Annotated in this window: 11 protein-coding genes and 1 other RNA gene; 1 reads left to right on the top strand and 11 read right to left on the bottom strand. The window is 61.1% G+C overall.

Features of this window, described 5'->3' with window-relative positions; all coding sequences use genetic code 11:
* The 11 genes from murF to rnpB all read right to left on the bottom strand — a co-directional run bounded on the left by murF (position 1) and on the right by rnpB (position 10961).
* Positions 1 to 1392: a UDP-N-acetylmuramoyl-tripeptide--D-alanyl-D-alanine ligase gene (murF, locus tag ABNT42_RS18090; protein ID WP_348699286.1), complete on the bottom strand. Its 1392-nt coding sequence runs from the start codon at positions 1390 to 1392 to the stop codon at positions 1 to 3.
* A complete protein-coding gene (locus tag ABNT42_RS18085) occupies positions 1392 to 2945 on the bottom strand; it encodes a UDP-N-acetylmuramoyl-L-alanyl-D-glutamate--2,6-diaminopimelate ligase (RefSeq protein ID WP_348700118.1) in 1554 nt (517 codons plus the stop codon). Before ABNT42_RS18085 ends, murF begins: the two co-directional genes overlap by 1 nt.
* A gap of 20 nt (positions 2946 to 2965) precedes the next feature.
* A complete protein-coding gene (locus ABNT42_RS18080; protein WP_348699284.1) occupies positions 2966 to 4741 on the bottom strand; it encodes a penicillin-binding protein 2 in 1776 nt (591 codons plus the stop codon).
* Positions 4738 to 5013, bottom strand: coding sequence for a cell division protein FtsL (gene ftsL, locus ABNT42_RS18075; RefSeq protein WP_348699282.1), 276 nt, complete (start codon positions 5011 to 5013; stop codon positions 4738 to 4740). Before ftsL ends, ABNT42_RS18080 begins: the two co-directional genes overlap by 4 nt.
* A complete protein-coding gene (gene rsmH / locus ABNT42_RS18070) occupies positions 5010 to 5978 on the bottom strand; it encodes a 16S rRNA (cytosine(1402)-N(4))-methyltransferase RsmH (RefSeq protein ID WP_348699280.1) in 969 nt (322 codons plus the stop codon). The genes ftsL and rsmH overlap by 4 nt, the downstream gene beginning before the upstream one ends.
* A gap of 9 nt (positions 5979 to 5987) precedes the next feature.
* Positions 5988 to 6416 carry a division/cell wall cluster transcriptional repressor MraZ gene (gene mraZ, locus ABNT42_RS18065; RefSeq protein WP_161036408.1) on the bottom strand — a complete coding sequence of 143 codons (429 nt, stop codon included), beginning with the start codon at positions 6414 to 6416 and terminating at the stop codon, positions 5988 to 5990.
* 511 nt (positions 6417 to 6927) lie between these two features.
* Positions 6928 to 7329, bottom strand: coding sequence for a type II toxin-antitoxin system VapC family toxin (locus ABNT42_RS18060; protein ID WP_348699278.1), 402 nt, complete (start codon positions 7327 to 7329; stop codon positions 6928 to 6930).
* 8 nt (positions 7330 to 7337) lie between these two features.
* Positions 7338 to 7568, bottom strand: coding sequence for a type II toxin-antitoxin system VapB family antitoxin (gene vapB, locus ABNT42_RS18055; RefSeq protein WP_348699276.1), 231 nt, complete (start codon positions 7566 to 7568; stop codon positions 7338 to 7340).
* 99 nt (positions 7569 to 7667) lie between these two features.
* Positions 7668 to 8963 (bottom strand): glycosyltransferase, encoded by a 1296-nt coding sequence (locus ABNT42_RS18050; RefSeq protein WP_348699273.1) that lies wholly within the window; start codon positions 8961 to 8963, stop codon positions 7668 to 7670.
* Between the two features lie 62 nt (positions 8964 to 9025).
* Positions 9026 to 10531 (bottom strand): glycerol kinase GlpK, encoded by a 1506-nt coding sequence (gene glpK / locus ABNT42_RS18045; RefSeq protein WP_348699271.1) that lies wholly within the window; start codon positions 10529 to 10531, stop codon positions 9026 to 9028.
* A 63-nt stretch (positions 10532 to 10594) separates the two neighbouring features.
* Positions 10595 to 10961, bottom strand: an RNA gene (gene rnpB, locus ABNT42_RS18040) — RNase P RNA component class A.
* A 176-nt stretch (positions 10962 to 11137) separates the two neighbouring features.
* On the opposite strand from rnpB, the gene ABNT42_RS18035 reads away from it, so the two are divergent.
* On the top strand, positions 11138 to 12841 hold the full coding sequence (locus ABNT42_RS18035; protein WP_348699269.1) for a thiamine pyrophosphate-binding protein: 1704 nt from the start codon (positions 11138 to 11140) through the stop codon (positions 12839 to 12841).

The following is a 12841-nucleotide window of genomic DNA, read 5'->3' as shown; positions in this document are numbered from 1 at the left end:
TTAGTGTGTTTCCTTGTTAGCTTGTTGCGATCCAATCAAATGCTGCACGACCCGCTCCATTTTCATGAAGCGGGAGCCCTTGATTAATACGGTTGCCTGTGGCGTGACGGCGGCATCGACTGCCGCAATCAGATCGCCGAACTGATCGAAATGACGCACTACCCCGCCATGCATATGGCGGGCCAGTTCGCCCGTTACCAGCACCTGTTCGATGCCTTTCATTTGCGCGTAAGCGCTAATCTCTTCGTGGAACTCGCGACCGAGGCTGCCCACTTCGCCCATATCGCCGAGTACCAGCACGCGCGGCGCGGCGGCTTTGGCCAGCACTTCGATCGCGGCGCGCACGGAATCCGGATTGGCGTTATAGCTATCGTCGATCACCAGCGCGCCGTTGCTGGCAGTCTTGCGCTGCAGTCGGCCGCTGACCGGCGCGAAAGTATCCAGACCATATTTGATCTGCTCCAGCGCGATACCGGCCGCATAAGTGCAAGCGACGGCAGCCAGCGCATTGAGTACGTTGTGCACACCGGCTGCCTGCAGATTGACGAAGAACTGCTGCGCTTCACCCTCGCCTTCCTGTACGGTGATGAACATCTCGCTGCCGAAATCATTGGCGCGGAAGCTGCAGCGCACTTCGGCGCCCTGGTCCAGACCAAAGCGCAGCACGCGGCGGCTGCCAGCCAGTTGCTGCCAGATAGGCGAATACTGATCACCGAACGGGAACACCGCCACGCCATCAGCAGGCAGACTGGCCAGCACGGCGCCGTTCTCGTGCGCCACGGCTTCCACCGTGTGCATGAATTCCTGGTGTTCGCGCTGCGCGTTATTGACCATGGCGATAGTCGGTGCCGCGATTGCGCTCAGTCGGGCGATTTCGCCCGGATGGTTCATGCCCAGTTCCACCACGGCGGATTGCTGCTTGGCTTCCATGCGGAACAGCGTCAGCGGCACACCGATTTCATTATTCAGATTGCCGCGCGTGGCCAGACGACCTTCTTCGCCATGGGCTGCTGCCAGAATCGAGGCGATCATTTCCTTGACGGTGGTCTTGCCATTGCTGCCGGTGACCGCAATCACGGGCATGGCGAACTGGCTGCGCCAGTAGTTAGCGATCTGACCCAGTGCTACCAGCGTGTCCGGTACTACCACTGCTGGCAGGGTCCAGCCCTCCGGCAGTTCCTCTACCACCACGGCGGCGACGCCCTTCTCGGCCACTTGCGCCAAGAACTGATGTGCATCGAATACTTCGCCACGCAGGGCGACAAACAGCGAACCGGCAGCCACACTGCGGCTATCGGTCGAGACACCGTTGAATGCGACTTCGCCGCCGGTGCTATTCACCAGCTGCGCGCCCGTCAGTGCAGGCAGAATCTGTGCGAGTACAGCGCGCATTAATTCGGCCTCATCATGGTTAAACGTGCCGACAGCGCCAGCTGGGCGTGGTCAGCGTCGGAAAATGGCAGCTTCTTGCCCTTGATTTCCTGATACGGCTCGTGGCCTTTACCGGCCAGCAGAATCACATCCGTCTTGGCCGCATGTTTGATGGCGGACAGGATGGCGGCCGCACGGTCAGCCTGCTGCTGCACGGTCGATGCCGGATTGGCCAGATCCATACCGGCGACGATCTGGCTGATGATGGTTTGCGGATCTTCGCTACGCGGATTATCACTGGTCACCAGTACATGGTCAGCGATTTGGGCAATCTTGCCCATCTGCGGACGCTTGCCCGGATCGCGGTCACCACCGCAACCGAACACGCACCACAGCTGGCCGGCGCGATCGCTGGCCACGCTGCGCAGCGCCTGCAAAGTTTTTTCCAGCGCGTCTGGCGTATGGGCATAATCGATCACGATCAGCGGCGCATCCTGACCACCCACCTGCTGCATACGGCCCGGTGCCGCCTGCAGTGCTTCCACCGCCTCGATGGCGGCACGCAGACCCATACCCTTGGCCAGCAGTGCTCCCATCACACCGAGCGCATTGCTGATATTGAAGTGTCCCACCAGCTGGGTCTTGATGACCGCCGCGCCCAGTGCGCACTCCAGATGGAATTCCGTGCCACCGCTACGGCCTGCACGCAGCTGGCTGGCGCGCAGCATCAGCACGCCCGCCATATCCGGCACAGTGGCGGCGTCCTGCAAGGTGTAGCCGATCAGCGGAATCGCACCGCCCAGAGGCGCTTTGGCCTTCAGGCTATTCATCAGGCGCACACCGGCTGGGTCGTCCAGATTGATCACGGCAGTTTTCAGGCCCGGCCAGTCGAACAGGCGTGCCTTGGCAGCTTCATAGGCTTCCATGGTGCCGTGGTAATCGAGATGGTCACGCGTGAGATTGGTAAACAATGCCACGTCGAAGTGCATACCGGCCACACGGCCCTGCTCGAGCGCGTGCGAAGAGACTTCGATCGCCAGTGCGCCAGCGCCCTGCTCGCGCAACTGCGCCAGCGTACGGCCCAGCAGCACTGCGTCCGGCGTAGTGTAGCCGGTGGCTTCGAATTCCACTTCGCCACGGGCGCGGAACATGCCTACGCCCAGCGTGCCGACGACGGCAGTCAGTTCGCCCGCACGCGACAGCGCCTGACCCAGCCACACGGCGCTGGAAGTCTTGCCGTTGGTGCCAGTCACGCCCACCGTGAACATGGCCGCATCGGGCTGCTCGTAATAGGCGTGCACAATGGCGCCCGCCTGCTGTTTCAGTTGTTCTACCGTGATGTACGGCACCTTCCAGCTGGCGTTCCAGCTGAAGCCTGCGGGGTCGAGTACGATCAGGGCGGCACCCTGTTCGATCGCGCCTTCGATGAAGTTGCGGCCATCGGCGGCGTCACCGCTGGCGGCTGCAAAAGCAAAGAATACGTCGCCCAGCTTGATGCGGCGCGAATCCGATGCCAGTTGCGCGGAAGGCGCCAGCTTGCGGATGGTCGCGGCGATGGCCTGTACGTCTGCCATGGGGGCGAAGTTATAAGTCGTCACATTTTCTCCTGTGCTGCTTTATCAGGAATGATGATATGGGTGAGGGTCGAATCCGGCGTCACGTTCTTGGCACGCAGCGCGTTCGCTGCCAGTGCGGAAAACACCGGGCCTGCCACGTCGCCGCCAACGTGCACCGGACCACCGGGTTCGTCGATCATGACGGCGATGATGAAACGCGGATTCGTCATCGGCGCCATGCCGACGAAGTTACCAATGTATTTAGTCTGCGAGTAGCGACCGTTGACCACCTTCTGGGCGGTACCGGTCTTGCCACCGACGCGATAGCCGGGCACTTGTGCCTTGACGGCCGAGCCGCCGGGCTGGGTCACCATTTCCAGCATTTCACGCATCTGCGCCGCCGTCTTCGGGCTGATCACCTGCGTGCCGTGCGGCGCTTCGTGCACTTTCTGGAACGACAGCGGGATGATGTCGCCATCGCGCGCGAAAATCATGTAGGCACGGGCCAGCTGGATCAGCGATACCGAAATACCCTGACCGAAACTCATATTGGCCTGCTCCACCGGACGCCACGATTTATACGGACGCACGCGGCCAGCCACAGCACCGGGGAAGCCCCACTTGGGCTGCTGACCGAAACCCACCTTGGTGAACATCTCCCACATATCCTGTGCCGGCATGCCCAGCGCGATCTTGGAAGTACCGATATTCGAGGACTTCTGGATAATCGTCTGCACATCGATCACGAAGTGCGGGTGGGTATCGTGAATCACGTGATCGGCAATCACCATCGCGCCGTTACCAGTATCGAACATGGAGTGCGGGGTGATGCGTTTTTCATCCAGCGCCAGCCCCACAGTGAACGGTTTCAGCGACGAACCGGGTTCGAAGGTGTCCGTCATCACGCGGTTACGCAGCTGCTCGCCCGTCAGTTTGGAGCGGTCATTGGGGTTGTAGGTAGGCCAGTTGGCCAGCGCCAGCACTTCACCCGTATGCACATCCAGCACTACCGCGGCACCGGCCTTGGCGTGGAACTTCTCCACCGCGTCTTTCACTTGCGTGAAGGCGATGTACTGGATTTTGCTGTCGATCGACAGGGTCAGATCCTTGCCGTCATGCGGTTCGCGCACCGACTGGATATCTTCGACGATACGGCCCAGACGGTCCTTGATGACGCGACGGCTGCCCGGCTGACCCACCAGATTTTTCTGCTGCGCCAGCTCCATCGATTCCTGACCGACGTCTTCCACATTGGTGAAGCCCACCACGTGGGTGGTTACTTCGCCCTGCGGGTAGTAACGCTTGTATTCTTTACGGGTCTGTATGCCTTCCAGACCCAGCTTGGCGATCTGCTCGGCCACTTCCGGTTCCACCTGACGCTTCAGGTAAACGAAGCTACGGTCCGAATCGAGTTTTTTCTGCAGTTCAAAGTCGCTGATTTCCAGCAGGCGGGCCAGTTCTTTCAGCTTGTCCTTAGGCGCATTCTGCAGATCGTCCGGAATCGCCCAGATGGCTTTCACGGGCAGCGAAGAAGCCAGCACCTGACCATCGCGGTCAGTGATCTTGCCGCGCGTGGCGGGCAGGTCGATGGTACGGGCATAGCGGATTTCACCCTGCTTCTGCAGGAACTGGGTGGACAGACCTTGCAGCCACAGGGCACGGCCGGCCAGTGCAGCGAAAGCGGCAAACAGTACGAACAGCACCACGCGCGAACGCCATACGGGCAGACGCACTGCCAGTACGGGGCTCTTGGAGAATGGCACGCCTTTAGCGGCGGCCACGCGGGACGAGTTCAGACTGCTGCCGCGGCTCATTTCGATCCTTCCGGCGTCAGGTACTGCGTACGCGCTGCCGTCAGCGGCGTCATATTCAGTTCACGGCGGGCGATTTCTTCGATACGCGCGTGCTTGCCCAGCGTCGACTGATCGAGCTGCAGCTGGGCCCATTCGATATCGAGCTGGCGTGCCTGCGACTGGGTGCGTTCCAGCTCGATAAACAGGTGGCGTGCCTGATACTGGGCGTTTACCAGCGACAGGGCGCAGCCTACCAGCAGCACCGTCAGGAACAGATTGATCTTGCCGCTCATGCCGCCCCCTTCGCTGCCACCGGCAGACGGCGTGCCACCCGCATCACGGCGGAACGGGCGCGCGGGTTCTCCTCCACTTCGGCGTCGGAAGGTTTGATCTTGGCCAGCAGCTTGAGTTCCGGCTGCGGCAGGTCGACGGCGCGGATCGGCAGACGGCGGTCGGGTTGCGCGACGTTCGCCTTGGCAGCGAGGAAACGCTTGACCATGCGATCTTCCAGCGAATGGAAGCTGATGATGGCCATGATGCCGCCCGGTGCCAGACTAGCCCAGGCCTGATTCAGTCCGGTCTCGAGGTCTTCAAGCTCTTTATTGATGAAAATCCGGATAGCTTGAAAAGTACGGGTGGCCGGATCCTTGCCCTTTTCCCGAGTCTTGACCGCGCCTGCCACGATGCTGGCAAGCTGTCGTGTGCTTGAAATTGGCTCGACTGCCCGGCGAGCAACAATCGCCTTTGCAATCTGAAAAGCAAACCGTTCTTCCCCATATTCTCTGATCACCTTTTCCAGTGTCTGTTCGGATTCTGTGGCGAGCCACTCGGCCGCCGACAGACCACGCGTGGTATCCATGCGCATGTCGAGCGGACCATCATTGCGGAAACTGAAACCGCGTGTAGCATCATCCACCTGAGGCGAGGAGATGCCGAGATCGAGCAGAATGCCATCCACGGCCTGAACGCCGCGCTCAGCCAGCGCGTCATGCATGGTGGCGAAACTATCGTGCACGATGGTGAAGCGGCTGTCCTGCACCTGCTGCGCCGTGGCGATAGCCTGCAAATCTTTATCGAAAGCGATCAGACGGCCGCTGGCACCGAGGCGCGACAGGATCAGGCGCGAATGGCCACCACGGCCAAACGTACCGTCCACATACACGCCGTCGGCGCGTGCGCCAGCCAGTTCGAGTGCGTCTACCGCTTCGTTAAGCAGCACCGTACGATGCTGAAATTCCGGCACCGATGTCATCGTCATTCCAGTGCCTTAGAAAGAGAAATTAGCCAGAACATCAGGGGTGCCTGCTTCCAGAGCTTGCTGCTCTTTCTCGGCCATCTTGGCGGCATCCCAGATTTCGAAATGAGAACCCATCCCCATCATCATCACTTCGCGATCGATGCCGACGGCCGCGCGCAGCTCCGGCGACACCAGAATGCGGCCGGCCGTGTCGAGTTCGACGTCGGTGGCATAACCAAGGAAGATGCGCTGCCATGCGCGGGCCTGCATAGGCCAGGCGGCAATTTGCTGGCGATGCTGTTCCCACACGGGACGGGGGAACAACATGACGCAGCCATCAGGGTGACGGGTGAGCGTGAGGCGGCCTTCGCACTGGATCGCAAGCGCGTCACGATACTTGGCAGGGATAGCCATCCTGCCTTTCGCATCGAGATTGATTGCAGACGCACCTTGAAACACGGAATACCTCACTTGGGTTAGCGGCGCGTGGTCAGTGTGCTATTTCGGTTCCATCTCCCCCGCCGCTAAGTCGGGTGAAATTTCCCACAAAATGACACTTTTCCACACATGTGCCCACTTTAGAGGATGGCTGATCCGTGGTCAAGCGGTTTCAGGCAATCGAAACACCGATTTTAGTAATGAAATTAAGGACTTAGCGCAATTCGTTGAAGCCGGATAGAAATAAAATAATCAGCCAAATTAAGCACTTATGCCAGTTAGTGAAAGTGCTACTTCACGTATGCACATGGGTTTCTGGCGAAATTGCTATGCTGAATTAATTGCACATAGTTGCAGCGCGACAACATGACAGTGCCAAATCGGCAACACTGAGTCGGAGGGATGTAAGCAGTTAGGCGGGGATTAGCGGGGAGATCAAGACATGTAATGATACCGCAGATAGCGCCATACCATCGTTAAGGAACGGTATCGAATACTGCAATCTGCAGAATGGGAGCGGCGACGTGCACCTTCAGGACGCCCAATCTTCATAATTCAGCCCAGCTACGCGGGCAAATTCACGCACGTTATTGGTCACCAGAACACTACCGGTCGCTATGGCATGCCCAGCAATCGCACTATCGTTTTCACTGATTGGTCGTCCTAGCTTACCTAGCGGTGTACGCACCTCTATCGTTGCATCGACCGCTGCCCGATCCCAGGGCATGATAGCGTCGAGCCTCAGCACGAATTCGTCCACCAGGATTTTGTGCTGAGGCCTGGCTTTCTTTCCTATCTGCCCATAGCGCATTTCAGCATAGGTAATGGCAGAAATTACAATCCGGTCATTCTGCGCAACCGCAAAGGCCAAGCGCTGCAAGACCGGCAAGGCTTGTTCGCGCATGATGAACGAACAGATACAGGTATCGAGCATATAGCTTGTCACGGCTTAAAGCGGCCTTCATTTCTGATAATCGCTGGCCGATCCTGCATGAAATCTGCATCAGCTTTGGGCAGGCCAGCCAATGACAGCCACCCCGGACGCGCCGGACGCAGCGTTATTACGTCGCCATCACGGCTAATTTCCAGCTCGCCGATACCCTCGTAGGACATATCCGTGGGAATACGGATCACCTGATTCTTGCCATTTTTAAGAATCGCAACTTTACGCATAGCAAACCCTCGCGAATCAGACGCCTGATCAAATCAATATAGCCATCACAATCAGGCTATGCAACGCATTCGCTCAAACTACGGCGCTGCTGGCTGCACTCATGCCAGCGGGAATAAGGCCATTTCAAGCTGCGTCAATAGCTCTGGCATCGAAATACTATTTCTCAGCCGATGGGCCTGCGTCTGGCAGGCCTGCGCCACTTGCGGCGCCGTCAGCAGGTGCTGCAGACGCTGCTGCAAGCCGCGCGCCGACAGGCGCTTGGCCAGCAGCACTTCGGCCACGCCTAGCTGACGCGCGCGCAGGCCATTATCGAACTGGTCGTAGGCGAACGGCACGATCAGCTGCGGTGTGGCACAGCGCAGCGCCTCGGCCATGGTGCCAATGCCGCCGTGATGGACGATGGCTGCTACCCGTGGCAGCAGCGCATGGAACGGTGCCTGTGCCAGCGCCATGACATTGGCCGGTAGCGCTGGCGGCAACTGCGCCGCGTGCGACGTCACCAGCAGGCCGCGCCGCCCCAGACGCTGCAAGGCTTGCAGCGCTGCGGCAAAATATTCGGCCGCATGCTGGTGTCCCGTACCGGGCGTGAACAGCACGGGCGCTGCGCCCGCTGCCAGAAACTGCTCAAGTTCAGGCGCCAGCGGCGCTGCCACTGCGGCCGTTTCACCCTGTACGAAACCGCTACAGAGCATGCCCGGCGGCCAATCCGGCTGGGGTGCGGCATACCATTCAGGGAACAATCCCAGCGAGGCGTCAGGCACCTCGAACATGTGCTCAAAGAAATGCGACACCGGCACCATGCCGTGCTGGCTGCGGCGCGCATTCAGGCCGGGCAGCATGAGCGGATCGATCATGTGCTGGTGAATCATGCTCCACAGGCCTTGGCGCCAGCCCAGCGGCACCCAGCGCGGCATTGTTAGCGAACCGGCACACAGCATGTCATAGCTGCTGCACAGATTGGACGGTGCCAGATAGGCGCCGACGATGCGCAAATCCGGCCGCACCGAACGCGCCAGATCGGCCATCGGCAACAGAATAGGATGGCTGAGCACCACACACGGCTGCTGGGCCGGTAGCTGGCGCACGAGTTCGCGCAGCGCATCCAGATACGGCACCATCCCGTTCCACAGCACACCCCAGCCACGCCGCTCGTCCCACAGCGCAGGATCAGCCAGCATGCTCTGGAACGCCGCCGGCGTGGAAAAGCCGCGGCATGGCAGCCCCGCCGCTTCTACCAGCGCCGCATGGTAGGCCGGCGCCAGCATCAGCACCTGATGGCCGCGCGCCTGCAGGCCACGCGCCAGCGTGATGAAGGGATACATATCGCCACCCGTACCACTGGCAGCGACGATCACGACTGGTCTGGAGCTATCGAAGGTGGCGCTGCTGGACATGGGCGGCTATCTATTCGGAGTGGCTAACGATCAGCGGGGCAGGGATTGGGACGGGGACGGGGTCAGACAGGCAATTCCCAGCCACGCGAACGCTCGACTGCACGCTGCCACTGGCCCAGCAGCTCAAGCCGGCGCTGCTCCGCCATCGATGGCTCGAAGCGCCGCTCGCAGCGCCATTGGGCGCGGATTTCTTCCTGTGTTTCCCAGTAGCCCACCGCCAGCCCGGCCAGATAGGCCGCACCCAGCGCCGTGGTTTCCGTCACGGTGGGACGGATCACGGGCACGCCCAGCAGATCGGCCTGGAACTGCATCAGCATATTGTTACAGGCTGCACCGCCATCGGCGCGCACTTCCGTCAGCGGGATCTGGCGCTGCGCTGCCACCACATCCTTCTGCATGGCGGCCATCAGTTCGGCGCTCTGGTAGGCGATGGCTTCCAGCGCGGCGCGGGCGATGTGGCCACGGTTGCTGCCGCGGCTCAGCCCCACCAGCGTGCCGCGTGCATACGGATCCCAGTGCGGCGCACCGAGGCCGACAAAAGCCGGCACCATATACACACCACCGCTATCGGGCACACTGGCTGCCAGCGCTTCCACTTCGGACGATTGACTGATGATGCCCAGCCCGTCGCGCAGCCACTGCACAGTGGCGCCGCCCATGAATACGCTGCCTTCCAGCAGATAGTCGGTAGCGCCATCGACGCGCCAGCCCACGGTAGTCAGCAGGCGGTTGTGCGAAGCTACCGGATGGCGCCCCAGATGCATCAGCATGAAACAGCCCGTGCCATAGGTGTTCTTCACCATGCCGGGGGTCATGCAGGCCTGCCCGAAAGTGGCGGCCTGCTGATCGCCGGCGATGCCGGCCACGGGAATTTCCGCGCCAAACAGCGCCGCGTGGGTCTTGCCCACTTCTTCGCTGGACGACACCACCTGCGGCAGCATCTGCTCGGGAATATCGAACAGGTGCAGCAGATCGCTATCCCAGCGCATCAGGTGGATGTTGAACAGCATGGTGCGCGAGGCATTGCTCACATCCGTCACATGCTGGCCCGTCAGCTTGTAGGTCAGCCAGCTATCGATGGTGCCGAAGGCCAGTGCGCCCTTCCTGGCCCGCTCACGCGCACCAGGCACATGATCGAGCAGCCATTTCAGCTTGGTGGCGGAAAAATAGGCGTCCAGCTCCAGCCCCGAGGCATCGGCGATCAGCTTGGCCTTGCCGGCGGCGCGCAATTGCTGGCACAGATCGGCCGTACGGCGATCCTGCCACACAATCGCGGGGGCGATCGGCTCGCCGCTTTTACGGTCCCACACCAGCGTCGTCTCGCGCTGGTTGGCGATGCCAATCGCGGCGATCTGGGCGCCACTCACGCCATGCTCGTGCAGCACTTTGCGGGCAACCGTGAGCTGGCTATTCCAGATTTCGTTGGGGTCGTGCTCCACCCAACCGGACTGGGGGAAATGCTGGGGAAATTCCTGCGCCGCGCTAGCGCAGATCTGCCCCGCGCGATCGAACAGTATCGCGCGCGAGCTGGTTGTGCCCTGATCGAGGGCCAGTATGTAGTGTTTCATCGGCATCGTCCCCGTCGGCGCCATGCTGCACGCCGACGGCGCTCCAGCCGCGCACTGTAAATTAGTTGAAGCAAGCCGATAGGCCGGATTTTGTTACGGCACAGGCGAACCTGCGCTATGACAGCCATTCCTCTAGGCGCCGGATTACTCCGGCGCTCAAGCTTCCTACCCGCACGCTCCGCGAGCCACATCATCGCGTGCCTATTTGGAATTGCACCAGGTGGAGGTTACCGCGTTTCACCGTAACTTAATACGCTCGTCTCTGTGGCCCTATTCCTCGCCTTATACCCCTGCACCGTACCGGTACAAGTACCAGCACGACACAGCAGGCTTTCAACGGACGGCCGTTAACCGTCACCCCGCTCTATGGAGTCCGGACCTTCCTCCCGTCAGGCATTACGCGCTGACCAGCGGCTGTCTGGCTTGCTTCGGGCGCTATTGTACCAGTTGCCGCCCGCCCCCTGCCACCGTCCGCCCTCGCCGTGCCAGAAATCTGAAATTTGGTGTCGCCATTAGAAAAGCCGCGCCGCGGCACGCGCCGTAGAATGGCTGACATCCTGACACCCGTCTGACCCATCAGACCACCGCAGAACTATAAGGCGAGCAATGACCCATCCATCCCGTACTGGCGGCCAGATTCTGGTCGATGCCCTGAAGATCCACGGCGTAGACACGGCTTTCGGCGTACCCGGCGAAAGCTATCTGGACGTACTCGATGCCCTGCACGACTCCGGCATCCGTTTCATCATCAACCGGCAGGAAGGCGGCGCCGCCTTCATGGCCGACGCCTACGGCAAAATGACGGGCAAGCCCGGCATCTGCTTCGTCACCCGCGGCCCCGGCGCCACCAATGCCTCGATCGGCGTGCACACGGCGTTTCAGGATTCCACCCCGATGATTCTGTTCATCGGCCAGGTGGGCAATGATTTCATCGACCGCGAAGCCTTCCAGGAAATCGACTACCGCCGCATGTATGGCCAGATGGCCAAGTGGGTGGCGCAGATCGACCGTGCCGACCGCGTGCCGGAATATATTGCCCGCGCCTTCCAGATCGCCACCAGCGGCCGCCCCGGCCCCGTAGTGCTGGCCCTGCCGGAAGATATGCTGACGGCCGTCGCCAGCGTGGCCGATACGCGCTGCTACCAGCCGGTGCAAGCCGCCCCTGCCGCTAACCAGATCGAACAGCTGCGCAGCCTGCTGGCCGGCGCCAAAAAGCCGCTGGTACTGCTCGGCGGTGGCGGCTGGAATCCGGCCGCCTGCGCCGATCTGCAGCGCTTTGCCGAAGCCAACCACCTGCCCGTGGCCTGCGCGTTCCGCTTCCAAGATCTGCTCGACAATGCCCACCCTAACTATGTGGGCGATGTGGGCATCGGCATCAACCCGAAACTGGCGGCGCGCGTGCGCGAAGCCGACGTGCTGATCGCCATCGGCCCACGTCTGGGCGAAATGACCACGGGCGGCTACAGTCTGATCGAAGCGCCCGTGCCACGCCAGCAACTGGTGCATGTGCACGCCGACACGGAAGAACTGGGCAGCGTGTATCAGGCCCAGTTGATGATCAACAGCGGCATGCCGCAGATCGCCAGCATGCTGGCCGCCATGGCGCCCGTCGATAGCAGCGCATGGCGCGACAGCGTGGCCGCCGCCAAAGCCGATCTGGCCGCATGGCAGCAGCAGCCGCCGATTTTCCAGGATGGCAAAGCGCCACTTGATCTATGGCAGCTGGTACAGCAGCTCGATCAGCTGACGCCGGCCGATACCATCATCACCAACGGCGCCGGCAACTACGCCACGTGGGCGCACCGCTTCCACCGCTATGGCGGCATGCGCACCCAGCTGGCCCCCACCAGCGGTGCCATGGGCTATAGCGTACCGGCCGGTGTGGCCGCCAAAATCATTGATCCGGATCGTACCGTGATCACTTTCGCCGGTGACGGCGAATACATGATGAATGGTCAGGAACTGGCTACCGCCGTGCAGTACCGCGCCGGTGTTGTCATCATTGTCTTCAACAACGGCATGTTCGGCACCATCCGCATGCATCAGGAACTGCACTATCCGGGCCGCGTGTCGGGCACCCAGCTACATAACCCTGACTTTGCCGCACTGGCTGCCGCCTATGGCGGCCATGGTGAAGTGGTGGAAACGACGGCCGCGTTTGCGCCGGCACTGGAGCGTGCGCTGGCGTTTGCACGCAGCCAGAACCTGCCGGCCGTGATCGAACTGCGTTATGACGGCAATTTGATTACGCCGGGCGCCACGCTGGAAACCATCCGCAGCAATGCACTGAAAGCCAAGGCCGCGCAATAA

Source organism: Duganella fentianensis, assembly GCF_964031615.1.
Classification (GTDB): domain Bacteria; phylum Pseudomonadota; class Gammaproteobacteria; order Burkholderiales; family Burkholderiaceae_D; genus Rugamonas; species Rugamonas fentianensis_A.
Note: the sequence above shows the minus strand (reverse complement) of the source record. Positions and strands in the feature narration are given on the sequence as shown.

Bases quoted from the DNA above. Each gene is read 5' to 3' on its own strand.
- murF (WP_348699286.1), bottom strand. From the start codon at position 1,392: ATGCGCGCTGTACTCGCACAGATTCTGCCTGCACTGACGGGCGCGCAG.
- ABNT42_RS18085 (WP_348700118.1), bottom strand. From the start codon at position 2,945: ATGGCAGACGTACAGGCCATCGCCGCGACCATCCGCAAGCTGGCGCCT.
- ABNT42_RS18080 (WP_348699284.1), bottom strand. From the start codon at position 4,741: ATGAGCCGCGGCAGCAGTCTGAACTCGTCCCGCGTGGCCGCCGCTAAA.
- ftsL (WP_348699282.1), bottom strand. From the start codon at position 5,013: ATGAGCGGCAAGATCAATCTGTTCCTGACGGTGCTGCTGGTAGGCTGC.
- rsmH (WP_348699280.1), bottom strand. From the start codon at position 5,978: ATGACGATGACATCGGTGCCGGAATTTCAGCATCGTACGGTGCTGCTT.
- ABNT42_RS18060 (WP_348699278.1), bottom strand. From the start codon at position 7,329: ATGCTCGATACCTGTATCTGTTCGTTCATCATGCGCGAACAAGCCTTG.
- vapB (WP_348699276.1), bottom strand. From the start codon at position 7,568: ATGCGTAAAGTTGCGATTCTTAAAAATGGCAAGAATCAGGTGATCCGT.
- ABNT42_RS18050 (WP_348699273.1), bottom strand. From the start codon at position 8,963: ATGTCCAGCAGCGCCACCTTCGATAGCTCCAGACCAGTCGTGATCGTC.
- glpK (WP_348699271.1), bottom strand. From the start codon at position 10,531: ATGAAACACTACATACTGGCCCTCGATCAGGGCACAACCAGCTCGCGC.
- ABNT42_RS18035 (WP_348699269.1), top strand. From the start codon at position 11,138: ATGACCCATCCATCCCGTACTGGCGGCCAGATTCTGGTCGATGCCCTG.